General features: G+C 73.4%; 26 protein-coding genes. 15 read left to right on the forward strand and 11 right to left on the reverse strand.

All coding sequences use genetic code 11. From position 1 onward, the window contains the following. Positions 1-14 precede the first annotated feature (14 nt). Positions 15-1,013 carry a DUF4349 domain-containing protein gene (locus BJ999_RS29150; RefSeq protein WP_179836231.1) on the forward strand — a complete coding sequence of 333 codons (999 nt, stop codon included), beginning with the start codon at positions 15-17 and terminating at the stop codon, positions 1,011-1,013. Here BJ999_RS29150 and hemE read toward each other — a convergent pair. Continuing rightward, on the reverse strand, positions 1,010-2,023 hold the full coding sequence (gene hemE, locus BJ999_RS29155) for a uroporphyrinogen decarboxylase (protein WP_268247783.1): 1,014 nt from the start codon (positions 2,021-2,023) through the stop codon (positions 1,010-1,012). The two genes, BJ999_RS29150 and hemE, sit on opposite strands and share 4 nt — an antisense overlap. 229 nt (positions 2,024-2,252) lie before the next feature. On the opposite strand from hemE, the gene BJ999_RS29160 reads away from it, so the two are divergent. The 4 genes from BJ999_RS29160 to efeU all read left to right on the forward strand — a co-directional run bounded on the left by BJ999_RS29160 (position 2,253) and on the right by efeU (position 5,567). Further along, positions 2,253-2,474, forward strand: a complete 222-nt coding sequence (locus tag BJ999_RS29160) for a hypothetical protein (RefSeq protein WP_179836233.1) — start codon at positions 2,253-2,255, stop codon at positions 2,472-2,474. A 151-nt stretch (positions 2,475-2,625) separates the two neighbouring features. After that, entirely contained in the window at positions 2,626-3,192 is a 567-nt protein-coding gene (locus tag BJ999_RS29165) for a DUF3000 domain-containing protein (RefSeq protein ID WP_179836234.1), read from the forward strand. A gap of 220 nt (positions 3,193-3,412) precedes the next feature. Then, positions 3,413-4,612, forward strand: coding sequence for an HRDC domain-containing protein (locus BJ999_RS29170; RefSeq protein WP_218936168.1), 1,200 nt, complete (start codon positions 3,413-3,415; stop codon positions 4,610-4,612). 91 nt (positions 4,613-4,703) lie between these two features. After that, on the forward strand, positions 4,704-5,567 hold the full coding sequence (gene efeU, locus BJ999_RS29175) for an iron uptake transporter permease EfeU (RefSeq protein WP_229810102.1): 864 nt from the start codon (positions 4,704-4,706) through the stop codon (positions 5,565-5,567). 7 nt (positions 5,568-5,574) lie between these two features. Here the strand turns inward: efeU and BJ999_RS29180 are convergent, their stop codons facing one another. The 10 genes from BJ999_RS29180 to BJ999_RS29225 form a co-directional block, all read right to left on the reverse strand. Beyond that, positions 5,575-5,937, reverse strand: a complete 363-nt coding sequence (locus BJ999_RS29180; protein WP_179836235.1) for a hypothetical protein — start codon at positions 5,935-5,937, stop codon at positions 5,575-5,577. Positions 5,938-6,012: 75 nt separating this feature from the next. Next, a complete protein-coding gene (locus BJ999_RS29185) occupies positions 6,013-7,194 on the reverse strand; it encodes an ABC transporter permease (protein WP_179836236.1) in 1,182 nt (393 codons plus the stop codon). Continuing rightward, on the reverse strand, positions 7,191-7,901 hold the full coding sequence (locus BJ999_RS29190; RefSeq protein ID WP_179836237.1) for an ABC transporter ATP-binding protein: 711 nt from the start codon (positions 7,899-7,901) through the stop codon (positions 7,191-7,193). Before BJ999_RS29190 ends, BJ999_RS29185 begins: the two co-directional genes overlap by 4 nt. Further along, positions 7,898-8,938, reverse strand: coding sequence for a peptidoglycan-binding protein (locus BJ999_RS29195; RefSeq protein WP_229810103.1), 1,041 nt, complete (start codon positions 8,936-8,938; stop codon positions 7,898-7,900). Before BJ999_RS29195 ends, BJ999_RS29190 begins: the two co-directional genes overlap by 4 nt. Beyond that, positions 8,935-9,252, reverse strand: a complete 318-nt coding sequence (locus tag BJ999_RS29200; RefSeq protein ID WP_179836238.1) for a hypothetical protein — start codon at positions 9,250-9,252, stop codon at positions 8,935-8,937. The genes BJ999_RS29195 and BJ999_RS29200 overlap by 4 nt, the downstream gene beginning before the upstream one ends. 306 nt (positions 9,253-9,558) lie before the next feature. Continuing rightward, positions 9,559-11,211 carry a gamma-glutamyltransferase gene (locus BJ999_RS29205; protein WP_179836239.1) on the reverse strand — a complete coding sequence of 551 codons (1,653 nt, stop codon included), beginning with the start codon at positions 11,209-11,211 and terminating at the stop codon, positions 9,559-9,561. Between the two features lie 25 nt (positions 11,212-11,236). Further along, positions 11,237-12,130 (reverse strand): proline iminopeptidase-family hydrolase, encoded by an 894-nt coding sequence (locus tag BJ999_RS29210; RefSeq protein WP_179836240.1) that lies wholly within the window; start codon positions 12,128-12,130, stop codon positions 11,237-11,239. Positions 12,131-12,185: 55 nt separating this feature from the next. After that, positions 12,186-12,851, reverse strand: a complete 666-nt coding sequence (locus BJ999_RS29215) for a helix-turn-helix domain-containing protein (RefSeq protein WP_179836241.1) — start codon at positions 12,849-12,851, stop codon at positions 12,186-12,188. Between the two features lie 15 nt (positions 12,852-12,866). Then, positions 12,867-13,799 carry a beta-keto acid cleavage family enzyme gene (locus BJ999_RS29220; protein ID WP_229810104.1) on the reverse strand — a complete coding sequence of 311 codons (933 nt, stop codon included), beginning with the start codon at positions 13,797-13,799 and terminating at the stop codon, positions 12,867-12,869. Between the two features lie 28 nt (positions 13,800-13,827). Further along, on the reverse strand, positions 13,828-14,583 hold the full coding sequence (locus BJ999_RS29225) for an SDR family oxidoreductase (protein WP_229810161.1): 756 nt from the start codon (positions 14,581-14,583) through the stop codon (positions 13,828-13,830). A gap of 176 nt (positions 14,584-14,759) precedes the next feature. On the opposite strand from BJ999_RS29225, the gene BJ999_RS29230 reads away from it, so the two are divergent. The 10 genes from BJ999_RS29230 (at position 14,760) to BJ999_RS29275 (ending at position 25,795) form a co-directional block, all read left to right on the forward strand. Next, positions 14,760-15,359: a helix-turn-helix domain-containing protein gene (locus BJ999_RS29230; RefSeq protein ID WP_179836243.1), complete on the forward strand. Its 600-nt coding sequence runs from the start codon at positions 14,760-14,762 to the stop codon at positions 15,357-15,359. Positions 15,360-15,547: 188 nt separating this feature from the next. Further along, positions 15,548-17,104: an ABC transporter substrate-binding protein gene (locus tag BJ999_RS29235; protein ID WP_179836244.1), complete on the forward strand. Its 1,557-nt coding sequence runs from the start codon at positions 15,548-15,550 to the stop codon at positions 17,102-17,104. Next, a complete protein-coding gene (locus tag BJ999_RS29240; RefSeq protein WP_179836245.1) occupies positions 17,104-18,114 on the forward strand; it encodes an ABC transporter permease in 1,011 nt (336 codons plus the stop codon). The genes BJ999_RS29235 and BJ999_RS29240 overlap by 1 nt, the downstream gene beginning before the upstream one ends. Continuing rightward, on the forward strand, positions 18,111-19,973 hold the full coding sequence (locus BJ999_RS29245) for a dipeptide/oligopeptide/nickel ABC transporter permease/ATP-binding protein (RefSeq protein WP_179836246.1): 1,863 nt from the start codon (positions 18,111-18,113) through the stop codon (positions 19,971-19,973). The genes BJ999_RS29240 and BJ999_RS29245 overlap by 4 nt, the downstream gene beginning before the upstream one ends. Continuing rightward, the gene (locus tag BJ999_RS29250; RefSeq protein ID WP_179836247.1) at positions 19,970-20,995 is read left to right on the forward strand and encodes an oligopeptide/dipeptide ABC transporter ATP-binding protein; all 1,026 of its coding nucleotides are present in this window, start codon (positions 19,970-19,972) and stop codon (positions 20,993-20,995) included. The genes BJ999_RS29245 and BJ999_RS29250 overlap by 4 nt, the downstream gene beginning before the upstream one ends. Continuing rightward, positions 20,988-22,244, forward strand: coding sequence for a metal-dependent hydrolase family protein (locus BJ999_RS29255; RefSeq protein WP_179836248.1), 1,257 nt, complete (start codon positions 20,988-20,990; stop codon positions 22,242-22,244). The genes BJ999_RS29250 and BJ999_RS29255 overlap by 8 nt, the downstream gene beginning before the upstream one ends. Then, positions 22,241-23,527, forward strand: a complete 1,287-nt coding sequence (locus tag BJ999_RS29260) for an aconitase X (RefSeq protein WP_179836249.1) — start codon at positions 22,241-22,243, stop codon at positions 23,525-23,527. Before BJ999_RS29255 ends, BJ999_RS29260 begins: the two co-directional genes overlap by 4 nt. Beyond that, on the forward strand, positions 23,524-23,952 hold the full coding sequence (locus BJ999_RS29265; protein WP_218935285.1) for an aconitase X swivel domain-containing protein: 429 nt from the start codon (positions 23,524-23,526) through the stop codon (positions 23,950-23,952). Before BJ999_RS29260 ends, BJ999_RS29265 begins: the two co-directional genes overlap by 4 nt. Then, a complete protein-coding gene (locus BJ999_RS29270; RefSeq protein ID WP_218935286.1) occupies positions 23,949-24,878 on the forward strand; it encodes an ornithine cyclodeaminase family protein in 930 nt (309 codons plus the stop codon). Before BJ999_RS29265 ends, BJ999_RS29270 begins: the two co-directional genes overlap by 4 nt. Continuing rightward, on the forward strand, positions 24,875-25,795 hold the full coding sequence (locus tag BJ999_RS29275; protein WP_179836250.1) for a cyclase family protein: 921 nt from the start codon (positions 24,875-24,877) through the stop codon (positions 25,793-25,795). Before BJ999_RS29270 ends, BJ999_RS29275 begins: the two co-directional genes overlap by 4 nt. Positions 25,796-25,841: the final 46 nt, after the last annotated feature.

A 25,841-nucleotide genomic window follows, 5' to 3' on the forward strand; every position in this document is an offset into this window, starting at 1 on the left:
CCCGTCCAAGCCCCATGCGGATCGTCAGGAGCATCACCTGCGCACTGGTCGTCCTGCCGCTGGCCGCGGGCATGGCCGCGTGCGGGGGCGGCGACCACTCCTCCGGAGCGTCGGACTCCGCCCCCCGGGGCATGGCCACGGCGCCGGCCCTGCCGGGCGGCGCCCGGCGCGCCGAGGGCGCCCCGCAGAGCGGGACCGCGCGGCCGGAGGCGCCCCTGCCCACCGGGCGCGAGGTCGTCCACACGGCCGACCTGCGGGTGCGGGCCGGGGACGTGGAGGCCGCCGCCGCCAAGGCCAAGCAGCTGGTCGCCGCGGCGGGCGGCTACGTCGAGCGGGAGTCGACGTCGAGCGACCCGGCCCGCTCGGAGATCGCGCTCAGGATCCCCGGTGACCGGTACGCCGAGGTGCTGGGCCGGCTCGGCGCCGAGCTCGGCACGAAGCTGTCGCTCAGCCAGCAGGCCGAGGACGTCACGGGCGAGGTGGCCGACGTCGACGCGCGGGTGCGGTCCGCGAAGGCCGCGCTGGAGTCGTTCCGCAAGCTGCTCGACCGGGCGAACTCCGTCAGCGAGATCATGAGCATCGAGCAGGAGATCTCCGAGCGGGAGGCCGACCTGGAGGCGCTCCAGGCGCGCCAGAAGTCGCTCGCCCACCGCACGCGGTTCGCGACCGTGACCGTGACGCTCGTGAGCAAGGCCCCGCCGCCCGAGAAGGACGAGCCCCGCGGCGGATTCGTCGGCGGGCTGGAGAACGGGTGGCACGCGTTCACCGCGTTCGTCGGCGGCGTCGCCGCCGTGGTCGGCTGGCTGCTGCCGTTCCTCGTCGCGGGCGCCGTGATCGGGCTGCCGGCGCTGGCCCTGCGCCGCCGGGTGCGCGCCCGGTCCGCGGACGGCGACGCGGCCGACCCCGCGCAGGACCCGGAGCAGGCACCGGAGCCGGATGACGCGAAGGCCGCCGTCGGCGCGGGCGAGGACCCCTCGCGGGCACCGCGGCAGGGGCCGCCGCCGCCCGTCTAGTGCGGGTCGTCGGTGCTCGCCTCGTGGACGAGGTCGGCGAGGCGGGCCAGCATGTCCGGGTCCATGGACGGCAGGACGCCGTGGCCCAGGTTGAAGATGTGCCCCTCGGCGGTGCGGCCGCGGGCCAGCACGTCGCGGGCGCGGCGCTCCACGATCTCCCACGGCGCGAAGAGGACCGCCGGGTCGAGGTTGCCCTGCAGGGCCTTGCCCGGCTCCACCCGGCTGACGGCCTCGTCCAGCGGCACCCGCCAGTCGACGCCGACGACGTCCGCCCCCGCCTCGCCCATCAGGCCGAGCAGCTCGCCCGTCCCGACGCCGAAGTGGATGCGCGGGACGCCGAGCGGCTCGATCTCGGCGAACACGCGGCGGGCGTGCGGCAGGACGTACTCGCGGTAGTCCTGCGCGGCGACCGCGCCCACCCACGAGTCGAAGACCTGCACGGCGCTCGCCCCGGCCGCGACCTGCACCTTCAGGAACGCGATCGTGAGGTCGGCCAGGCGCTCCATGAGCCGGGCCCACAGCTCCGGCTCGCCGTACATCATCGCCTTGGTGCGCTCGTGGTTCTTGGACGGGCCGCCCTCGATCAGGTACGAGGCGAGCGTGAAGGGGCCTCCGGCGAACCCGATGAGCGGCGTCGCGCCCAGCTCGCCGACCAGGCCCCCCACGGCCTCGGTCACGTACGGGACGTCGTCGGGCGAGAGGGGGCGCAGGACGTCCAGGCCCGCGGCGTCGCGGATGGGATCGGCGATGACCGGGCCGACGCCGGGCTTGATGTCGAGGTCGACGCCGACCGCGCGGAGCGGCACCATGATGTCGCTGTAGAAGATCGCCGCGTCCACCGCGTACCGGCGCAGCGGCTGCATCGTGATCTCCACGATCATGTCCGGGCGGGTGCACGACTCCAGCATCGGGACGCCCTCGCGGACCCGCAGGTACTCCGGCAGCGAGCGACCCGCCTGGCGCATGAACCACACGGGCGTGTGCGGCACCGGCAGGCGCCGGCAGGCCAGCAGGAAGGGGCTCTCGGCGAGGCCGCCGTCGTCGGGCGTGCGCGCAGAGTGGTCGTTCGAACGGGCTGCGTCAGCGGTCACGTTGTGATGGTCCCACGAAAAGCCGATGGGAGAGCACCGGAGTGGCGCGTGAGGCGCAACGAACTTCCGGACACGCCGAGCGAAGTCCCGCATTCTGTCACCGGCGCATGCGAACGTGATGCGTGTCATAGCCGAGGGAGGTTCCCCCTTGTACTGCTTCACCTGCGGTGATGAACGGGTGTTCGAGCAGCCGCCGTGCGAGGACGTGCACGGCGAGGAGTGCCCCGAGCGGGCCTGCGCCGACTGCGGTTCGGCCGTCCTGGTCGGCCCGCCGCCCGCCGTGACCGCCGTGACCGCCCCGGCCCCCCGCCGGGCCTCCGAGACCGCCCGGGCGCGCGGCCGCGCCGCCACCGTGCGGGCCGTGGCCTGACCGGCCCGGCCCCCGAGACGAAACCTGTGCCGTGCCTGCCTCCCCTCCACGTCCACCGGCCGCCCCCTGCGGCACCGCCCCGTCCCACCGCCACCGGCCCGAGCCGGTGCCCGGCGACCCGACACTTCCCCGCGATCAGGCCGGTCCACCCATGAACCCACCTGCCTTCCAGCGGGCCGTCGACACGCTGCGCGAAATCCTCGGCGGGCCCGCCCTCCGGCCGGAGCTCGACCTGGAGGACATGCCCGCCCCGCAGAGCCTGGCGCCGTACGCGGCGGCCATGTCCGGCAGCGTCTACCGCGACGACGACGCCGAGGTCGCCATGGGCCGCCTCATCGTGCTGTACGACCCCGACGGCCGCGCCGGCTGGACGAACGGCTTCCGGGTCGTCGCCTACATCCGCGCCGACCTGGAGCCCGACATCGCCGCCGACGAGCTGATCGGCTCCGTCGCGTGGGACTGGCTGCTGGAGGCCCTGGAGCCCGCCGGCTACGCCGGGGTGTCGGGGACGATCACCCGCGCGGTGTCGGAGAGCTTCGGCGACAAGCGCGACGAGCCGTCCACCACGGAGCTGGAGCTGCGCGCCTCGTGGTCCCCGACCGGCGACGATCTCGCCGGTCACGTGCTGGCCTGGTGCGAGGTGATGTGCACCACGGCGGGGCTCCCGCCGGCCGGTGTCGCCGAGCTGCCGGACCGGCCTGGCGGCGCGGGCGGCTGAGCGACGTACGGTAGGGGGCGTGAGCACAGCGTCCGAAACCGAGGCGGCGGGGGAGAACACGGAAGAAGTGGGAGTGTCCGAAACGCGCGCCACCGGCCCCGAACGGGGCGCCGGTGCGGAGAAGACGGCGGCGACCCCTCCCGGGACCGTTCCCGGGCCGGCCGGGCCGGGCCCCGACCAGGCGAGCGCGGAGGCCGACACCGGTCCTCCCGCCGTCCCGCTGCTGGAGCCGCGCGAGGGCGTCCCGCCGGTGCTCACCGCTCCCGCCGACCTGGAACGCGTCATCGCGGCGTTCGCCGCGGGCACCGGTCCCGTCGCGGTCGACGCCGAGCGGGCCTCCGGCTACCGGTACGGGCAGCGCGCCTACCTGATCCAGCTGCGCCGCGCGGGCGCCGGCACCGCGCTGATCGACCCGGTCGCGCTGCCCGACCTGTCCGGGCTGGACGCCGCGCTCGCCGACGCCGAGATGGTGCTGCACGCCGCCAACCAGGACCTGCCGTGCCTGGCCGAGGTCGGGCTCGTCCCGCGCCGGCTGTTCGACACCGAGCTGGCCGGGCGGCTGCTCGGCTACCCCCGGGTCGGGCTCGGCTCCATGGTCGAGAACGTGCTCGGCTTCGTGCTGGAGAAGGGCTACTCGGCGGCCGACTGGTCGACGCGCCCCCTTCCCGACGACTGGCTGCGCTACGCCGCGCTGGACGTCGAGCTGCTGGTCGAGCTGCGCGACGTGCTCCGTGAGGAGCTGGAGGCGGCGGGCAAGCTGGAGTGGGCGCGGGAGGAGTTCGCGGCGATCCTGGCCACGCCGCCGAAGCCGCCGCGTCCCGACCCGTGGCGCCGCACGTCCGGCATCCACCGGGTGCGCAACCGGCGGGCGCTCGCCGCCGTCCGCGAGGTCTGGGAGGCGCGCGACAAGATCGCCCAGGAGCGGGACCTGTCCCCCGGCCGGGTGCTCCAGGACTCGGCGATCATCGAGCTGGCGCAGAAGTCCCCGAAGACCCCGGCCGAGCTGCAGGCCCTGCCGACGATGCGGGGCCGCGGCGCCCGCCGGCACCAGTCGGCGTGGCTGCGCGCCGTCGCCCGCGCCCGCGAGCTCGGCGAGCGCGCGCTGCCCGAGTCCAACCTGCCCGGCGACGGGCCGCCGCCCGCGCACCGCTGGGCCGACCGCGACCCGGAGGCCGCCAAGCGGCTCACCGCGGCCCGCGCCGTCGTCGCCGCGCTCGCCGAGGAGCACTCGATGCCGTCGGAGAACCTCGTGCAGCCCGACTACGTCCGCCGACTGGCGTGGACGCCCCCGGCGGAGGCTTCGGCGTCCGCGATCGGCGCCGCCCTGCGCGGCCTCGGCGCCCGCGGCTGGCAGGTGGAGCTCACCGCCCAGCCGATCGCCAAGGCTTTCCTGCGCCTCGACAGCAAGGGCGAGCTCTAGGCCGGACTTGCACGGGGGCGACCGCGAGGCACACACTGGCTTAGGTTAGGTTTGCCTAAAACGTCCGTGCGATCCCCCGAGGAGTGCGTCGATGCTGCTGGGCAACTTCCTCATCGGCCTGCGTGAGGGGCTCGAGGCCGCCCTGGTCGTGAGCATCCTGATCGCCTACCTGGTGAAGACCGGCAACCGCCGGGCCCTGCTCCCCGTCTGGACGGGCATCGGCGCCGCCGTCGTCCTGGCGTGCGCGTTCGGGATCGCGCTGAGCGCCGCGTCGTCGGAGATGCAGTTCAAGACGCAGGAGCTGTTCGGCGGCATCCTGTCGATCATCGCGGTGGGGCTGGTCACCTGGATGGTCTTCTGGATGCGCAAGACCGCCCGGTTCATGAAGGCCGAGCTGGAGGGCAGGCTGGAGGGCGCGCTCGACGTCGGCCCGCTCGCCCTCGCCGCCGTCGCGTTCCTGGCCGTCGGGCGCGAGGGGCTGGAGACCGCGCTGTTCCTGTGGACGAACATCTCCAACTCCTCCGGCGGGTCCACCCAGCCGATCACCGGCGCGTTCCTCGGCCTCGCCGTGGCCGTCGCCCTCGGCTACCTGCTCTACCGCGGCGGCCTCAAGATCAACCTCAAGCGGTTCTTCACCTGGACGGGCGCCGCGCTCATCGTCGTCGCCGCCGGCGTGTTCGGCTACGGCTTCCACGACCTCCAGGAGGCCGAGGTGTTCCCCGGCCTGCACTCGGTCGCGCTGGAGCCGCACGCCTTCTTCGCCAAGTTCGGCGACGCCGGCGACTGGATGCAGACCGTCTTCCAGGGCGTCCTGAACGTCACGCCGCAGATCACCTGGCTGCAGCTGGTCATGTGGGCGGCCTACCTGGTGCCGGTGATGGTGCTGTTCCTGCGCAGCCCGTCGCCGTCCAAGCCCGCCCCGGCCAAGGCCACCGAGCCGGCGCCGTCGTCCTGACGCCTCGTCAGAGATCGGGCAGCGGGTCGCGGGGAAGGCTGTCGCGGGCGAACACCTCGGCGTCGGCCGCGTTGACGACCGGCACGTACTCGTCGTCGAGCTCGAACACGGCGCCCGCGAACTCGAACGACGCGCCGACACCCGTCTCCACCGGCCCGATCCGGGTGCCGCGCGGGTAGCTGCCCCAGATGCTCTTCGGGGTGCTGCGGCTCAGCGAGCCGGTGGAGATCACCGCGACCTGGTCGCCCGTGACCACGAAGAGGAAGCCCGCGCCGCCGCCGTAGGTCATCGCGGGGAAGATGTAGCGGATCTCCCCGTCGATCCCGAGGAACTCCCTGCAGCGCTCGCGGAGCGGGCGTGGCACCGGCATGGTGGTTGAGGCACCTCCCCCAGGGCGGGTCGACGTCGCCCAATCATGCACCGATCGGACAGATCGTGACCAGCCTCACGCGGCCGCGAGCGCCGCGGTCGGCGGCAGCCGCGCCGCCCGCGCCGCCGGGTACAGGCCCGCGACCGTCCCGATCGCCAGGGTCGCGGCGAGCGCGCCGCCGAGCGCCCACACCGGCACGACCGGCGGCCACCCCTTCCACAGCGCGAACCCGGTGGTCACCACCGCGCCGAGCACGACCCCGGCCGCGCCGCCGAACGCCGACAGCAGCAGCGACTCGGCGAGGAACTGGACGCGGACCTGGCCGCGGGTGGCGCCGAGCGACCGGCGCAGCCCGATCTCGCGGCGCCGTTCCAGCACCGAGATCACCATCGTGTTGGCGACCCCGACCCCGCCGACCAGCAGCGCGACGGCGCCGAGCCCGAGCAGCAGCCCGGTGAACGCCCCGGACGCCGCGGCCCGCGCCTCCAGGGCGTCCGAGGGCCGGCTGACCTGGACCTCCTCGGGACGCTCGGGGTTGACCGTCCGGGCGAGGACGTCCCGGACGTCGCCGACCGAGGCGTCCGCCGAGCGCTCGTAGATCGTCGTGGGGTGCCCGTCGAAGCCGAGGTACCGGCGTGCGGCGTCCCAGCCGACGAGGGCGGAGCGGTCGATCTCCGGGGCCAGCTCCGCCGGGCGGAGCACGCCGAGGACGACGAACCACCGGCCGCCGATCCAGACCTGGCCGCCCGCCCGGTCCAGGCCGAGCCGCCGCGCCGCCTCCGACCCGAGCACGACGACGGGACGTCCCTCGGTGGCCGCGTCCGGCCGCCGCCCGCTCGCCGGCGCGACGTCGAGGGTGCCGAGCAGCCCGGCCGTCGCGGCCTGCACGGCGATCCCCTGCGTGACCTCCTCCGGGATCCTGTCGGTGCGGCGGACGGTGGCCTCCACCGACCCCGTCGCGCCGACCGCCGTGACCGGCCCGATCCGCCGCACCATCTCCGGTGCCGTCTCGGGCAGCTCCGCCTTGGCTCCGAACAGCGTGTCGCCCGGCTTGGCCGTCAGCAGGTTCGTGCCGAGCCTGTCGAGCCGCCGCAACAGGTCCTCCCGGCTGGAGGAGGAGATCCCGATGACGGCGACCATGGTCGCGATCCCGATCGCGATCCCGAGGGCCGACAGCAGCACCCGCGTCGGACGGGCCCTGAGCCCTCCGAGCCCGACGCGCAGCACGTCGCCCGCACCGAGCCGCGCGGGCCTCATCGGCTCCCCACCCCCGCCCGCTCGTCCGCGACGATCACTCCGTCCCGGACCCGCACCCGCCGCGGCGCCCGAGCCGCCACCTCCATGTCGTGCGTGATCACCACGACGGTGGTGCCGGCGCGGTTCAGCTCGTCCAGCAGGGCGAGCACATCGGCGCCCGCGGCGGTGTCGAGGTTGCCGGTCGGCTCGTCCGCCAGCAGCAGGTCGGGCTCGCCCACGACCGCCCGCGCGACCGCGACCCGCTGCTGCTCGCCGCCCGACAGCTGGTGCGGCCGGTGCGCCGTCCGCTCCGCCAGCCCGACCCGAGCGAGCGCCGCCCGCGCCCGCTCCCGACGCTCCCGCAGCCCGACCCCGCTGTACAGGAGGCCGTCGGCGACGTTGTCGAGGGCGCTCACCCCCGCGGCCAGGTGGAACTGCTGGAACACGAACCCGATGTGCCGCGCCCGCAGCGCCGACAGCTCCCGGTCCGCGAGCCCCGCGACGTCGTGCCCGGCGACCCGCACGCTCCCCCGGGTCGGCCGGTCCAGCGTCCCGATCATGTGCAGCAGCGTCGACTTCCCCGACCCGGACGGCCCGACGATCGCCACCAGCTCCCCCGACGCGATCACCAGATCCACCCCCCGCAGGGCCGCGACCCCGCCCGTGTACTCCTTGACCACCCCGCCCAGCTCCACGATGTCCGAGCCCTCGTCGTCGAAGCCCTTCATTCGGCGGGCACCCCGACCTTCATCCCCTCGCGGAGCCCGCCCCCGGCGACTTCGACCCGCCCGCCGCCGAACGCCCCGACCTCCACCGGCAGCAGGCGCCGGGAGCCGTCCACGACCTCGACGCCGAACCCGCCCTCCCGCAGCGCCAGCAACGCCTCGACCGGCACCGAGAGCACGCCCTTCCGCCGCTCGCTCTCCAGCTCGACACTGACCGGCGCCTCGTCCAGCCGCCCCGTCTTGGCGTTCCCCACCGAGATGTCGACGCCGACCGTGGTCTTCTGGTCCTGCCCCGACCCGGTCGTCTGGGCGACGCCGCCGACCTCGCTGATCGTCCCCTTGACGGTCGCCCCACCGGGCAGCTCCACCGAGACCCGGGCGCCCTTCTTCGCGAGATCCTGCTTGTCGGCGTCCAGATCGACGTGCACGACCCGTCTCGTCCCTGCCACCGTCAGGGCGGGCTGCCCCTGGGCGACCCGCTTCCCTTCGGGCGCCTTGACCTCCCGGACCCGCACGGCCCCGCCCAGGAAGACGACCTGACCAGCGTCAACGCGCCCGGTCTCCTCAAGCCCCCGGTCGTCCTGCCACTCCTCGACAGCGGCCCCCGTAGCCCCGGTGAACTCCCCGTCCACGGTGATACCGCCGTATCCGAGAGCCCGCAGGTTCTCCTCAAGCTGCCGGACGTCCTTTCCAGAGACACCCTCACGCAGCGTCCTGTACATGGGCCGTCCGCCGTACATCAACGTCACAGGCCTGCCCGCCACCGAGAGCAGGGTCTCGCCGCGCTCAACGGTCGCGCCCGCCTCCGGCGCCCACGTCACGACACCGGACGCCCCGGCCCACACGTCCCGGACATCGCCGTAGGTGAGCTTCCCGTCCACCTTCTCGGTGTCCACGAGATCGCCCCGGCTGACGACCGCCGTCGCCAACGGAGCCTGCGCGCCCTGTGCCTGACTCCCGTCCCTGGTCCACGCGACGGCACCGCCGACCACCACCACCACCACGACGGCAAGCCCACCCGCGACCACGGCCCGCCTCACTTCCCGACTCCAGGCAGGCTCGCCTTGCACGCCTCCCGCGCCTTCTCCGCCTGTCCCCGGTCGACCTGCCCGGTCGGGAGCTTGATCTGCCCGTCCGGCCCCGGATCCGGGATGTCGACACCGTGCTCGCGCATGCACTGCGCGAACTTGACGTACTGGTCGCGCACCTTCGGATCCTTGAGATCGGGCATCTTCCCGCCCGCCTGCAGCCACGACTGGCACTTCTTGAGCGCGGCCTCCAGCTTCGAGCGGTCACCGCCCTTCCCCAGCCGCAGCGCGTGCTCGTCCCCACTCCCGGGATCGGGAACGTCCACCCCGTTCTCCCGCATGCACTGCGCGAACTTCAGCTGAGCATCCTCCGGAGAAACCGACTTGCCGGGCGAGGCAGACCCCGAGGCGGTAACCCCGCCGGCACTGGCGACCCCACTCCCGCCCCCGCCATCCCCACACCCGGCGACGCCCCCCAGCAAGAGCACCGCGACAACACCCCAACCCCAAACCTTCACGCCGACCCTCTCCCCGGAACACCCTGTCCCGGCCCCGCCCATAAGAGCCCCTCAGGGGTTAAACGAGGATTAGCCCGCTGGTCTGGTGAGGAGGGCGGGCGTCGGCGGGGGCGGTCAGAAGGCTGCGGCCTGGCCGGCGCGGCGGGGGCCGGCGGAGGCGTGCAGGGCCCCCGTGTCGTCGCGCCAGGTCATGTGGAAGCTGCCCATCTGGTACTGGTACGGCGCCATCGGCCGGACCAGGATGCCCATGCGGGCGACCTCGGTGACGACTTCGGGCGTCAGGCGGCTTTCGACCATCACCGAATAGTCGTCGGCGAGCGGCAGCATGCGGGGCGCGTCGTCCGCCGCGTACGGGTCCAGGCCGTTTTCGAGGATGCTCGTCATGACCTGCGGCACCGTGATGTGCGGGATGCCGGGCGTGCCGAGGGCGAGCCACGGGCGGCCGTCCCGCAGGAGCAGGGTGTTGCCGATGACCGAGCGGATCCGTCCGCCGCCGGTCAGCCAGCCGCCGAGCATGGCGGTGAGGCTGCTCGTCATGGTGCTGCCGATCATCGGTACGCCGCCGACGACCTGGCCCGGGACGCCTCCCCCCTGCACCGTGTTGACGAGCTGGACCCAATTGCCCTGGGCGTCGACGACGCTCAGCTCGCAGCTGCCGACGGACTCGCCCGACCGGCCGGTCGCCTCGCCGAGCGCGCCCGGCGTCGAGGTGAGCCGGACGTGCTCGGTGAGGTCCACCTTGGTGCGGCTCATCCGGAGCACGGCGGCGAGCGCGCGGTGGTACTCCCGCGACATCAGCACGCTGCTGGGGTCCTCGAACACCGCCGGGTCGTTGATGAAACCGGTCTCGTACGCGGCCCGGCGCAGCGCGTGCGCCATGTAGTACAGCGACTGGGGCGACTCGGCATAATGCCCGAGCTCGGCGACGCCCAGCTCGTGGAGGATGCCGAGGACCATCGCCGACATGACGGCCTGGCGTTCCGGCGGCGCCTGCTGGACGACCTCGACGTCGCCGTGCCGGTAGCGCAGGCCGTCTCCCCACCGGGGCTCGTCCTGGCGCATGTGCCGCATCTCGATCGGCCAGCCGACCTCGTTCGCGCGGTCGACGAACAGCCGCGCCCACTCACCGTCGATGAACAGGTCCGGCCCCTCGGCGGCCAGCTTCGTCAGCGTCCGGGCCAGCTCCGGCTTCGGCCACCGCTGCCCAGCCTGCGGCAGATGCCCGTCGGGGGTGAAGTGGCGCCGCCCGGACGCGGTGTTCATGTACAGCTCGACGCTGTGGCCCAGGACCAGGTGCTCGAAGGAGTCGACCTCGTGGCCCACCTCGGCCCAGTGGATCGACGGCGCGCAGAGCCGGTCCCAAGGCCGCGACCCGAACCGCTCGTGCATCGTCTTGAGCCCCGGCATGAAGCCGGGGATCACCGCGCACGGCCCCTCCGGGATCGCGGTGTACGGCCCCGACGAGACGGCGACCGGCCGGAACGGGGCGAGCCCCGGCACGATCGTGCCCATGCTGTTGAGCTCGTGGCACCGGCCCTGCTCGGCGTTCCAGAACAGCATCGTGACCGTGCCCGCGTGGCACGTCATGTCCTGCTGGATCGTCGCGTTGAGCAGGCATCCGACGATGGCCGCGTCGATGGCGTTGCCGCCCTCGCGCAGGATGTCGAGCATCGCGTCGGTCACGAGCGGATGCGCGCTGGAGCAGACCGCGTTCCGGCCCTCCGCCGTCGCTTTGGGGCCGATCCGGCCGACCTTGGTTTCGCTCATCGTCCCGTCCTTGTCGAAAGAGGGTTCACCGGCGCCGCGCCTCGACGTCGGCCAGGAACGCCGAAAGCTCGGCGATGAAGGCGTCCGGCTCTTCGAGGAACGCCATGTGCGAGCTTTCGTCGAAGACCCGGAACCGGGCGCCCGCGATGCCGTCCGCCAGCGCCGCCATGTGCTCCGGCGCGGCCTCGTCATGCCGCCCGCAGGTGACCAGGGTGGGCACGCGTATCCCCGGCAGGCGCGGCGTGACGTCCCAGTCCGCGAGTGCGCCGGTCACCGGCCCGAACTCGCTCGTCCCCCACAGTGCCGCGTAAACCTCGTCGCCGAATCCGCCGAGCGCGGCCTTGAGCGGTGCGGGCCACGGCCGCACCCGGCACATGTGCCGGCGGTTGAAGACGGCGAGGGCCTCCCGGTAATCGCGCGAGTGAACCGTGCCGGCCCGCTCGTGCTCGTCCATCGCCCGGACCACGTCCCGCGGAAGCCGGGCGCGCAGCGCGCACACCCCGCTGATCCAGCGCGCCACGCTCGGCGGGGAGCTGTTGAGGAGGAGCGAGACCGGCGCCGCGGGCGGGTCGCCGAGCGTGTACTCCAGGGCGAGCCACCCGCCCCAGGAGTTGCCGAAGAGATGGAACTCCTCCAGGCCCAGGGCCGCCACGACCGCCCGCAGCTCCTCGACGAAGTACGGGATCGACCACGACGGCTCCGGCGACCCCCGGCCGGACTCCCCGCAGCCCGCCTGGTCGTAGAAGATCACCTCCCGGTCGGCGCCCAGCCGGGCGAGCGGCTCCAGGTAGGAGTGCGGCAGGCCGGGCCCGCCGTGTAGGCACACGACCGGGGTCCGGCCGGGGGTGCCGGTGCGCCAGTACGCGACGGAGCCTTGCGGCATGGCGACGAAGCCGGTCGGCTTCTCGGACAGGTTCACTGGCGTTTCCCGACGACCGTAGTGACAGGGTGAAGGGTGCGCGCCGAGACCTCTCCTAGTACGAGGCGGGGGTCTGCACCCAGAGCAGTTCCGACGAACCGCGGGACAGGTTCTGGCTTCCGTGCACGTCCTTGCCAGGGAAGGTGAGGCTGTCCCCGGCGGAGAGGCGGTGGTCCTCCGACCCGACGGTGATGGCGACCTGGCCCTTGAGGACGAACACGAACTCGGTGTCCGCGCCGTGGGCGAACAGCTCCGGGCCGGTTCCACCGCCGGGTTCGAGCTTCACCCACAGCACCTCCAGGCACCCACTGGCGTCCGAGCTGACCTGGGCCTCGGTGATGCCGCGGTCCGGGTACTCGTACGCCGCGCGTTCGTCGTGCCGGACGATCTGGCTGCGCGACAGCGTCGCCTGGAACAGGTCGCCGATGTGGGCCCGCAGCGCCTGCGCGATGCGGACCAGCGTCGGCACCGAGGGCGACGCCGTGCCGTGCTCGACCTGCGAGATGAACGCCGCCGACACTCCGGCCTGCTCGGCCAGGTCGCGGACCGCCATGCCGCGCTGGGTTCGCAGGCTGTTGATGTTGCGGCCGAGCAGCACCTTGACGGCGTCGGCGTCACCGTCCGGCCCCTCGTCGGCGCGGGCGCCCTCGGCGGTCGGACCGCCGAAGTGGCCGGGGCGTTTGTTGCCGCTCTGGTGATGTGCCGGCGGGCGAGCAGCCAATTGGTTTCCACTCCTCTATGTGGCCTTGTACCAGGGACCCAGCTCGCTGCGCAGCGCGTCGGGCGTCGCGATCGGCCTGGCCAGCAGATCGGCGAGGTCGGTGGCGACGCGGACCAGTTCCGCGTTGCTCTCCGCCTGCCGGTCCCGACGGACCCGAATGTTGTCCTCCAGACCCACCCGGCAGTCGGCGCCCCACGACAGCGCGGTCGCGACATGCCGGAACTCTCCCGGGAAACCGGTCGCGGCCACGCTGAGGCTCGCAGCGTCGGGTCCGAGGATACGGGCGGCCGCCTGGGACAGCGTGAAGAAGTCGTCGAGGGCGTTGCCCGCGCCGCCGAGCACGCCCAGCACGAGCTGGATCCGCACGGGCCCCTCAAGGGTCCCCTCGTCGAGCAGGAAGCGGACCATGGACAGGTGCCCGAGGTCGTACGCCTCCAGCTCCGGCGTCACGCCCAGGTCGCGGAACTCGGCCGCGAAGCGGCGGATGGTGCCGAGCGTGTTGGTGAACACGCCCTCGCCGGACTTGTCCAGGACCTCCTGCTCCCAGGCATGCCGCACCTTCGGCCAGCGTGCCCTGTTCGGGAAGCCCTCGTAGTTCATCGTCCCGAGGTTCAGCGTGCCGATCTCCGGCCGGCAGGCGCGGATGCCGGCCAGGCGCTGCTCCTCGGGCATCCCCGGGGTGCCGCCGGTGCTGATGTTGATGACGACACCGGACCGCTCGCGGATCCCGGCCACGATGTCGCGGAACAGGGCGGGGTCGCCGGAGGGCCGGCCGTCGGGCTCGCGGGCGTGGAGGTGGACGCAGGTGGCCCCCGCCTCGGCGGCGCCGACGGCCTCCTCGATGATGGCCTCTGGGCCGCACGGGATGTGCGGGCTCTGGCTCGGGAGGACGTCGCCGCCGGTCACCGCGGCGGTGAGGACGCACGGCTCGTACTTGTCGCGCAACATGGCCGATCCCTTCGGTAAAGGTGATGCTTCAGGACGCGAGCGTGCCGAGGTCCGCCGGTAGGCAGACGCCGGTCACCGCGGAGGTGAGGTCGCTGGCGAGCAGCGCGAAAAGGGCGGCGACCTCGTCCGTGCCGATCAGGCGTTTGACGGGCTGGCGGCCGAGCATGAGCTCGAGCACCTGCTCTCGGGTGAGGCCGCGCAGGGCCATCTGCTCCGGCAACTGGCGCTCGACCATCGGCGTCGACATCCAGCCGGGGGCGACCGCGTTGACGGTCAGCCCGTGCGGCGCCCCCTCCAGCGCGGCGACCTTGGTGAGGCCGTTGACCGCGTGCTTGGCCGAGACGTACGCGGCCTTGAACGGCTCGGCCACCATGCCGGAGACGGAGGACGTGATCAGGACGCGCGACCCCGACCGGCGGGTCAGCTCCGTCCAGGCGGCCTTCATGGCCAGGAAGGGGCCCTTGGCCATCACGTCCATGAGCCGGTCCCACTGCTCCTCGGGGAACTCGGGGATCGGCGCGACGAACTGCACGCCGGCGTTGAGGACCAGCACGTCGAGGCGCCCGTGCCGGCGGACGGCCTCGGCGACCATGAGCCGGTTGCCCTCGGCCGTCGCCACGTCCGCGACGAGGTCGCAGGCGCCGCCCTCGACCAGGTCGGCGCCGACGACCTCGGCGCCGGCCCGGGTGAAGGCGTGGCAGATCGATGCGCCGAGCGCGCCGGCCGCACCGGTGACCAGGGCGACCCGGCCGGTGAGCAGGCCGCTCAGGGAGGTTTCGAACACGCTGGTCAACGGCCCTCCGCTTGTCGTGGCGGTTAACCACATCGTTACTATCACTTAGGTGGCGTAAGCTATACTTACGCAGAGACGAGCGTCAAGGACCGACCGTCCAGGGCGCCGACCCAGCCGTGCTGTTCAATATATTGACGACACCTGCCCGAGTCGGGCAGGCTGTCACCATGCCGCGCAGCGCAAGCTCGACAGAGGCCGGTAAGCCGGGCAACCCGACGCCGACCATGGCCGTCGTGGGCAACCTCGTACGCGAGCTGCGCCACGCCGCCGACCTGAGCATCGCCGCCCTCGCCCAGGCCGCCGACCTGAGTCCCGGCCTGCTGAGCCAGATCGAGCGCGGCCAGGGGAACCCCTCGTTCACGACGCTCGTGAAGCTGGCGCAGGCGCTCGACGTACCGGTCGGCCGGTTCTTCCTCGCCGACACCGCGGCCGGCGCGCTGGTCCGCGCCGGAACCCACCGCCGCCTGCTGCTGGCCGACGAGAACCTTGAGTACACCCTGATCACGCCGCACATGAACGGCCGGCTCGGCATGATAAAGGCGCAGGTCGCCGCCGGGTGGAGCAACGAGAGCACGCCGTTCGAGCACCCCGGCGAGGAGTGCATCCTGATCACCGAGGGCGAGCTCATGGTGTGCATCGCGGGCACCATGCACACGCTCTACGAGGGCGACTCGATCACCTACGACTCAAGCCTGTCGCACTGGTACCGCAACGCCACCGACAGCAACGCCGTGCTCGTCGGCGCGATGACGCCGCCGTCGTTCTGACTTAGCGAACGCCCTGGCGCAGCCGATCCGGCTGCGCCTGATTCGCGCGTTCAACATATTGACATCGGATAGCCGGGTCGTCACCATGGCCGACACAAGTTCACTTTGTTGAACGCGACCAGGCGCCCGCACCGGGGCACCGCACCTCTCATCCGGCACATCACCGAAGGACCACCATGAGAATTCGAATGGGGCATCGGGCAGTCGTCGCGAGTGTCTCCGTCTGCGCGGCCCTCGTCGCCGGTTGTGGCGGGGCGTCGGACTCCAGCGGCAAGGCGCCGCCGAACGTCACGAACGGCGTCGTGTCCATGACCCTCGACGGCCCGGTCAGCAGCTACGACCCGACCCAGGCGAGCACGTTCCAGGACGCCGTCGCCCTCGCGGCGCTGTACGACACGCTCGTGCACTTCGATCCGTCGGGCAAGCTGGTCCCCGGTCTGTCGGACACGTGGAAATCCACCCCGAAGACCGCCACCTTCCACCTCCGAAGCGGTGTCACCTGCTCGGACGGCACCTCCCTGACCGGCGCGGTGGTGGCGGCGTCGCTGAACCGGCTCTTCGACCCGGCGACCAAGGCGCCCCTCGTACGCCAGGCGATCGGCCCGGGCAACTCGGCGAAGGCGACGTCGACCGGCGACTCGGTGACGATCACGCTGGCGAAGCCCTGGTCGGACCTGGTGCCCGGAATGACGGGGCCGTACGCCGGGATCGTCTGCCCGTCCGGCACGAAGAATCCGTCGAGCCTGCGGACCACGTCCGCCGGCACGGGCGCCTTCGTCTCCGACTCCCAGGTCACCGGCTCCAGCTACACCGTGACCCGGCGGTCCGGGTACACGTGGGGACCCGCGTACGCGGGCCAGGCGGCGGGCGAGCCGCCGAAGAAGCTGGTGCTCAAAGTGGTCGACGACGAGAACACCCGGGCCAACCTGACCTCCACCGGCGAACTCCAGATCCCCTCGTTCACCTCCAACGCGTGGGACCGGTTCAGGTCGACCGGCGGGATCACCGTCCGAACGGCGCCGCAGTCCGACACGATGGTCGTCTTCAACGAGACCGCCGGTCATCCGACCGCCGACCGGAACGTCCGGCTCGCGATCGCCCAGGCCTTGGATCGTTCCGTACTGAACAAGGTGCAGAGCTACGGCTCCGGCGAGCTGATCTCCAGCCTCGGCCGATCCTCCTACGAGTGCTTCGACGCCGGCTCGAACGCCCTCGTCCCCGAGCACGACGCGGCCGCGGCGGCCGGGGCGCTCAAGGGCGTGAAGCTCCAGGTCATCGGCACGAACATCCTGGCCGGCGGCGCGGCAAACGACCAGATCATGGCCGCTCTCCAGGCCGCGGGCGCCGCCGCCACGGTGCGCACGACGGACAACCAGGCGTGGGTGTCGGACCTGTTCAGCGGCAAGAACGACTGGGACGTCACGATCTTCGTGTACGGCAACCGGCTGTCGAGCTTCCTGCCGGTCGGGCAGTTCTTCGTGCACGACGCGCCGCCGAAGGGGCTCAACCTCGGCGCGACGAGGAACCCGGCCGCGGAGCAGGCGTACGACCAGGCCGCGAGCGGGTCGCCCGAGGAGAAGTGCGCCGCGCTGAAGACCTTCCAGCAGTCCCTGCTGCGCAACGTCGACGTCCTGCCGCTGGCCACCGCGCCGGTGCACGTCGTGTTCGCGGGCGGGACGAGCGGCAGCGTCGTCAACGGGTTCGCGGTGCCGGCCTCGATCCGCGTCGGCAAGGCGAACGGTTGATGGTGACGACCGCCGCCGGCGCATCGGCGGGGAGCCGCGGTCTCGCCCGGCGGGTGGCCGGCTCCCCATGGGCCGGCTACCTCGCCCGGCGCCTCGGCGGAGTCGCCGCCGTGCTCGCCTTCCTCGTCGTCGTGACGTTCATGATCGTGCGCTTGGTGCCCGGCGATCCGGCCCGGCAGATCGTCGGGCTGACCGCCGGCGAGGAGGAGGTGCGGCAGGTCCGCGAGCGGCTAGGGCTGACCGAGCCCCTGTGGCGGCAGTTCGGCTCCTACCTCGGCGGACTGGCGCACGGCGACCTCGGCACCTCCTTCGCCACCGGCCAGCCGGTGTCGTCGATGCTCTCCCAGCGGCTGCCGCTCACGGTCGCGCTGGCGACGAGCGCGCTGGTCGTCGTGCTGATCGTGGCGATACCGCTGGGCACGGCGGTCGGCGTGGCGCAGCAGCGCGGACGCGCCCGGGCCGCGACGTCGTCGTTCGGGGTCGGCGCCTCGGTCCTCGGCGCCATGCCGGAGTACATCGCCGGGACCCTGCTCGTCTTCGTGTTCGCGCTGAAGCTGCGCTGGCTGCCCGTCCAGGGCGGCGCGGGGTTCACCTCGATGATCCTGCCCTCCCTGTCCATCGCCATCGCGCCGGCGGCGGTGCTCACCCGCCTGGTGCGCAACGAGACCGCGGCGGTGCTGTCGCAGGACTACATCACGATGGCGATGAGCAAGCGGCTGTCGAACACGCGGCTGTTCCTGCGGCACGTGGTGCCCAACGTCGTGACCAGCACGCTGACGCTCGGCGGCCTCATCCTCGTCGCGCTGCTCGGTGGGACGGTCGTCGCCGAGAACGTCTTCAACATGCCCGGCATCGGCGCGGAGATCGTGCGCGCGATCGTGAAGCGCGACTATCCCGAGATCCAGGGGATCATCCTCGTCCTCGGGCTGGTCGCCGTCCTGATCAACTTGATCGTCGACGTCACGCTGGGCCTGCTCGATCCGCGGGTGCTGACGAGGACACGCTCATGAGGCGCACCCGGCTCCCGGCGCCGCTCGTCGCCGGCCTCGTCCTGGCCGCCCTGATCGTGGTGGTCGCCATCGTGGCGCCGATCCTTTGGCGGGCGCACGCCGACGGGCTGACCGCCGACATCCGCCAGGGGCCCTCCGGCGCGCACTGGCTGGGCACCGACGCGCTCGGACGCGACGTGTTCTGGCGGACCGTGGTCGCGACGCGGCTGACGATCGAGATGGCGATGGCCGCCACCGCGATCGCCGCGGTGCTCGGCACGCTCCTCGGCGCGGGGATCGCGGCCGCCGGGCCGGCCGTCCGCGCGGTGGGCGACCGGGTCATCGACCTGCTGCTGTCGTTCCCCCCGATCATCATCGCGCTGACGTTCACCGCGATCCTCTCGCCGGGACGCGCGTCCGTGGTCGGCGCGCTCGGCCTGGCGTTCTGCCCGCAGTTCGCGCGGCTCACCAACCGGCTCGCGCTGTCGGTGAACGAGCGGGACTACGTCACGGTCGCGCGCCTGCTGGGCGTCGGCCAGGCCCGCGTCCTGACCCGGCACGTGGTCCCCAACATCGCCGCGCCGCTGCTCGTGCTCATCTCGGTGGGGTTCGCGACCAGCGTGCTGACGGTCTCCGGGCTCAGCTTCCTCGGGCTGAGCGTCCAGCCGCCGTCGTACGACTGGGGCAGCCTGCTGGCAAGCGGCCTGCGCAACATCTACGACAATCCGGGCGAGGCCCTCGGCCCCGCCGTGGCGATCCTGGTCACCGGACTCGCCGCCGGTCTCGTGGGCGACGGCCTCGTCCGTCACCTGGATCCGCGCGGGACGTCGCGACCGCGGCGGTCCGCGCCGGCGACCGCGCCGCCGCGCCCCGCCCCGTCCGGTCGCGCGGGAGGGGAACCCGCCGCCGCGGCGTCCGTGCGGGGCCTGTCGGTCCGCAGGCCCGACGGCCGGGAGCTGGTCCACGAGGTCTCGCTGACCGTCGGCGCCGGAGAGATCGTCGGCATCGTCGGCGAGTCCGGCTCCGGCAAGAGCCTGACCGCGCTCGCCCTCGCGCGGCTGCTGCCTCGCGAGCTGGACTGGTCCGCGGAGCACCTCGGCGTGAACGGCATCGACCTGGCCGACCCGGGGAAGGCCCCGCCCACGCGGCTGGCCACCGAACTCGGGGTCGTCTTCCAGGACCCGTCGAGCAGCTTCAACCCCGCACTGCGGATCGGCACCCAGCTCACCGAGGTCCTCCGGGCGCACACCAGGACGCCCCGGCGGCAGGCCGACGCCCTGGCGGTCGCCCGGCTGGTGGAGACGCGGGTGTCCTCGCCCGAGCTGCGGATGCGCCAGTATCCGCACGAGCTCTCCGGCGGCATGCGGCAGCGCGCGATGATCGCGGCGGCGATGCTGCACGAGCCGAAGCTGATCATCGCCGACGAGCCCACCACCGCGCTGGACGTCACCGTGCAGGCCGACGTGCTGCGCCTGCTGAAGCAGATCAACACCGAGCACGGCACGGCGATCCTGCTCATCTCGCACGACATCGGCGTGGTCTCCGCGCTCTGCGACCGGGTCTGCGTGATGTACGCGGGGCGCGTCGTGGAGGAGGTATCGGTGGAGGACCTTCGCCGGCGCGACGTACGGCACCCCTACACGCGTGCGCTCCTGGCCGCCTCCCCCGACGCGGCGGCCGACCGGGACGACGTCCGGCTCGTGCCGCTGCCCGGACGGGCCCCGTCCGCCGAGGCACGAGGCACAGGCTGCGCCTTCGCCCCCCGTTGCTCGCTCGCGGCCCCCGTCTGCGCCGATGTCGTTCCTCCGCTGGTCGCCGTCCCCTCGGGCAACGCCGTCGCCTGCCACGCCGAGACACCGGCCACGGAGGTCTGGTCATGATGCACATCGACGAACCGGGCGCCATCGTGCTGGGCGCCGAGGGGGTGTCGGCCGGCTACGGCGTGCGCTCCCGCAACGTCCTGCACGACGTGAGCGTCGCGATCGCCCGCGGCAGCACGATGGGTGTCGTGGGCGAGTCCGGCTCCGGAAAGTCCACGCTGGCCCGAGTGCTGGTGGGGCAGATCGCCCCGGCGCGGGGGGTGGTCCGCCTTGACGGAACGGACGTCCACCGGCTGTCGCGCCGGGAGCGCTTCGCGGCCCGCCGGCAGATCCAGCTCGTCCCGCAGGACCCGTACTCCTCGCTGGATCCCCGGATGTCGGTCGGTCGGGCGCTCGCCGAGGCGATCGCCCCGCGCGGGCGGCTGCGCACCGGCGCGCACCGGGACCGCATCGCCGAACTGCTCGCCTCGGTCGCGCTCGACGCCTCCGCCGCGCGGCGGCTCCCGCACGAGTTCTCCGGGGGCCAGCGCCAGCGCATCGTCATCGCGCGCGCCCTGGCCGCCGAGCCGCGGGTGATCATCGCCGACGAGGTGACGTCCTCGCTCGACACCTCGGTGCAGGCCGAGATCCTGGAACTGCTGCTCGACCTGCAGAGACGGCTCGGGCTGACCTACGTCTTCATCACCCACGACCTGGCGATCGCGCAGTACATGTGCACCGACCTGAGCGTGCTGTACCTCGGGACACTGGTCGAGCAGGGGACGACCGACGTCCTCTCCCGTCCGGGCCACCCCTACACCGAACTGCTGCGCGACAGCCGGCCCGATCCCCGCGGCCGGTCGCTGCAGCTGCCGGCCGGCGGGCTCGCGAGCGAGGACGTCGCCGACCCGGCGAACCCGCCGTCCGGATGCGTGTTCCACCCGCGGTGCCGGTACGGGCCGCGGGCCCACGGGGACCGGGACCGCTGCGCGGCGGAGCCTCCGATCCTCCGGGACGTCGCGCCGCACGCGCGCAGGACGGCATGCCATTTCCCCATCGGGCCTGCCGCGCAGAAGCCGGACGAGGGCGGCCGCGGTGAGTGAGCCCGTGCCCGCCGGCCCGGCGGCCTTCCTGATCCGGGACGTGAACCTGATCGACGGGCACGACGGGCGCGGCCGCCCCCGCAGCGCCGTCGTCGTCGACGGCCGGCGGATCGCGTGGATCGGACCGGCGGAGTCCGCCCCGCCGTTCCCGGCGCACGCCATCCTCGACGGCGCCGGCTGCAGCCTGCTGCCCGGACTCATCAACTCGCACGTTCACCTGTCCGCGGACGCCGGGCCGGACTTCACCCGGCAGATCGAGTCCGACTCGCTGCCGCTCGCCACGCTGAAGAGCGCGACGACGGCCGCGGCGACCCTGCGGGCCGGCGTGACCAGCGTCCGCGACTGCGGCGCCGCCGACGGAGTCGTGATCGAGCTGGCCAAGGGGATCGACGACGGCATCGTCCCGGGGCCGCGCGTCAGGGCCGCCGGGCGAGTGATCACGATGACGGGCGGGCACGGCCACTTCATCGGGCGCGAGGCCGACGGAGTGGACGGGGTGCGGGCGGCGACCCGCGCCGAGCTCAAGGCGGGCGCCCACTTCATCAAGGCGATGGCGACCGGCGGAGTGCTGACCGCCGGCGTGGACCCCGGGCACACCGCGCTGGTCCGGGAGGAGCTGGCGGTCGCGGCGCAGGAGGCGCACAACGCGGGACGGCGGATCACCGTGCACGCCATCGGCAACCAGGGGATCAAGAACGCCCTGCGCGCGGGCGTGGACTCGATCGAGCACGGCATCCGGCTCGACGACGAGGCGCTCGACCTGGCCGTCGCGCGGGGCGCCTACCTCGTGCCGACGCTGCTCGCGGTGGCGTCGATCGTAACGGCCGGAACCGGCGCGGGCATGCCGCCCTGGGTGCACGAGAAGGCCGAGCGCGAGGCGGAACGGCACCGCGAGAGCTTCGTCGCGGCGGTCCGGTCCGGCCTCAGGATCGCGGCCGGCACCGACGCGGGCACCCCGTTCAACCCGCACACGGATCTGGTCCGCGAGCTGGAGCTCATGGTCCGGTACGGGCTGAGCGCGCCCGAGGTGATCCGCGCGGCCACCCGCAACGCGGCGGAGAACATGGACGTGCTGCACGACACCGGCACGGTGGACGTGGGCAAACTCGCCGACCTGGTGCTGGTCGAGGGCGACCCCGCGGCCGACATCGGCGCGCTGGCGCGGATCCGGCTGGTCGTCAAGGACGGCCGGATCGTGCACGGGTGCGCGCGGGCGGGCGGGGACGCACGGGTGGGTAGGGCCTCATGAAGCACGCGATCTCCGAGCCGGCGCTGACGGGCGCGCAGCGGGCGATGCTCGCGGGCCGCCACGGCGACGGGGCCGCGCTGGCCATGCGGGTGGTCGTCCGGCTCGCTCGCGCGCTCGGCGCCGACCGGCTGATCACGGTCGACTCGGCGCACGTCGACGGCTGCCTCTTCCACGGGCAGGTGGGGATCGACCTGGTCGAACGGCTGATCTCCGGGGGCGCGCGGGTCGCCGTCCCGACGACGCTCAACGTCGGCTCCCTGGACCTGCTGCACCCGGGCGTGGTGCGCGGCGACGCCGGCGAGCGTGCGGACGCACGGCGGCTGATGGACGGCTACGTCGCCCTCGGCGCGGAACCCACGTGGACCTGCGCTCCGTACCAGCTCACGGAGCGGCCGGCGTACGGCCGGCACGTGGCGTGGGCGGAGTCGAACGCCATCGTGTTCGCCAACTCGGTCCTCGGCGCCCGTACCGACCGCTACGGCGACTTCGCCGACATCTGCGCCGCGGTCACCGGTTTCGCCCCGCGTGTGGGCCTGCACCTGGACGAGAACCGCGCCGGTCAGGACCTGTTCGACTGCTCGGGGGTGCCCGCCGGGACGTTCGCGGCGGACGTCGCGTGGGCGGCGCTCGGTCACCTCGTCGGCCGCCGTTCGGGGACCCGGGTCCCCGTGCTGACCGGGCTGCCCGGCGACGCGGACGAGGACCGGCTGAAGGCGCTCGGCGCCGCGGCGGCCTCGGCCGGGGGCGTCGCCCTGTTCCACGCCGTCGGCCTGACGCCGGAGGCCCCCGACACCGCGACCGCCTTCCGCGGCCGCGCCGCCGAGCGGCGGTTCGAGGTGACCGCGGCGGACCTGCGCGCGGCGTGCGGCGAGCTCACCACGGCGCCGGACGGACGGCTCGACGCGATCAGCGTCGGCACGCCGCACTTCTCGGCCGCCGAGTTCCGCGCGCTCGCCGCGCTGCTGGCCGGCGGGCCGCCGTTCGACGCGGGCATCGAGTTCTGGATCTCGACGAGCCGGGCCGTCCTCGCCGAGGCCGAACGCGTCGGCGACGCCGCGATCTGCCGTCGCGCCGGAGCGCGGATCCTTGTGGACACCTGCACCTACATCGCTCCGGTCCTGCGGGCGTCGGCGCGTGTGGTGATGACGAACTCCGCCAAGTGGGCGTGGTACGCGCCGACCAACCTCGGCATCGACGTCGTGTTCGCCTCGCTCGCCGAGTGCGTGCTGTCCGCGCGCGCGGGCCGCGTGGTCCGCGACCCCGCGCTCTGGGCGGCATCGTGATCGGGATACCGCTCAGCCCGGGGGTCACGACCGCTCCCCTGCTCCTGCTGGACGAGCCGCTGTCGTTCTGGGGCGGCAGCGACGTGGCGACCGGCGAGATCACCGACGCCCGCCATCCGCAGCGCGGGACCTCGGCCGCCGGCCGGGCGCTGGCCTTCGACGGAAGCCGGGGGTCGAGTTCGAGCTCCACGGTGCTGGCCGAGCAGATCCGGCGCGGTGTGGCGCCGGCGGCCATCCTGCTCCGGCGGCCGGACGCGATCGTGGCGCTCGCGGCGATCGTCGCCCGTGAGCTCTACGCGATCGAGGTACCGGTCGTCGTGCTGTCCGCCGGCGACTTCGACGCGCTCCCGCGCACGGGCACGGTGACGGTGGCGGCGACGGACGAGAGCGCCGAGGTTCGGATCGAGGAGGCGGGACGGCGATGAGCATCGACGGGATCGGCGGGGAGAGGATGCGCGGGCTCGGCGACGCGCGGCACCTGGTCGACGCGCTGGAGCGGGCGCTTCTCGGCGGCCTCCGGCCGGAGGACGAGCAGGGACGCGTCTCGCGGCCGACGAGCCACGGCGAACTGCTGCTGATGCCGTCGGAGGCCACCGGCCACGTCGGCGTCAAGGTGCTCGGCCTGGCACCGGGCAATCCGGCCCGGGGACTCCCGACCATCTCCGGGCTGTACCTGCTGATGGACGCCCGTACGCTCCGGCTGCTCGCCATGATGGACGGCGGTGAGCTCACCCTGCTGCGGACCCCGGCCGTGTCCGCCCTCGCGGCGCGGCACATGGCGTCCCGGCCGATCCGTTCGGCCGTCGTGTTCGGCAGCGGGCCGCAGGCACGCGCGCACATCGAGACGTTCCACGCGCTGCACGGCCTGCGCGACGTGGTCGTCGCCGGACGCGACCCCGAGCGGACCGAGCGGCTGGTCCGCCGCTGCGCCGACGACGGCCTGCGCGCCCGCACCGGCTCGGCGCACGACGTGCGCGAGGCCGACATCGTGATCTGCTGCACCAGCGCCCGCGAACCGCTGTTCGCGGCGGATCTCCTGGCCCCGGGGACCTTGGTCGTCGCGGTCGGCTCGCACCACCCCGACGCCCGTGAGCTGGGCGACGACGTCATGGAGGCGGCGCAGGTCGTGGTCGAGTCGCGGACGGTGGCCACGACCGAGGCGGGCGACGTGGTCCAGGCGCTCGGCCACGGGGCGATCGCGGAGACCGACCTGATCGAGCTGTCGGGCCTCGTACGCGGCGGGGCCGTCGTGGAGGACGCGAGACCGCGGGTGTTCAAGAGCGTCGGCATGGCCTGGGAGGACCTGGCCGTGGCGGTCGCGGTGCACGAGCGCTATATGGCGTCGCGATGACCTCCGAGGACTTCCGCCGGGTCGGCGCCGAGGTCAGCAACTGGGGTCGCTGGGGCGCCGAGGACGAACGCGGCACCACCAACCTGATCACGCCGCGGGAGATCGTCCGGGCGGCGCGGTCGGTGCGCAAGGGCGCGGTGTTCGACCTCGGGATCCCGCTCGGCGCCGACGGCCCGCAGGCGTTCCCCGGCCGGATCAACCCGCTGCACATGATGACCGAGACCGGTGCGCGGCAGGAGTACCCCGGCGGCGCGAAGTGGTCGGACGACTACGTCGTCATGCCGCTGCAGGCCGGGACGCAGTGGGACGCCTTCGCGCACGTCTGGTACGACGGCCTGCTCTACAACGGATTCGGCGAGGACGCGGTCGGCCCGCACGGCGCGGCGCGGTGTTCCATCGACGCCCTCGGCAACGGGATCGCCGGACGGGGCGTCCTGCTCGACGTCGCCCGGCACGCCGAGGTCGACTGGCTGGAGGGCGGCCACGTGATCGGCCCGGAGACCCTCGACGCCGTCGCGGAACGGCAGGGCACCGAGATCCGGGCGGGCGACATCCTGCTGATCCGGACCGGATGGTGGAGGAAGTTCGTGGTCGAGCGGGACGCCACCGCGTGGATGAGCACCGAACCCGGGCTCGGCCTCGACTGCGTGCGGTGGATCCGCGCCCACGACCTCGCCGCGCTGGGCATGGACAACTGGGGCATCGAGGTGGCGCCCGGGGAGGACCTCGCGGTCACCAGCCCGGTGCACTGCGTGCTGCTCCGCGACGTGGGGATCCCGCTCGGGGAGATCTTCGACCTGGAGGCCCTCGCCGGGGACTGCGCCGATGACGGCGTGTACGAGTTCCTGTTCGCCGCACCGCCGCTGAAGGTCACCGGCGCCGTCGGCTCGCCCATCAACCCGCTCGCCCTGAAGTAGCCGTCAGGAGGACCGGACCGCGACGGCCTCCGGTTCCGGCCGCCCC

Source organism: Actinomadura citrea (assembly GCF_013409045.1).
GTDB classification, from domain to species: Bacteria; Actinomycetota; Actinomycetes; order Streptosporangiales; family Streptosporangiaceae; genus Spirillospora; species Spirillospora citrea.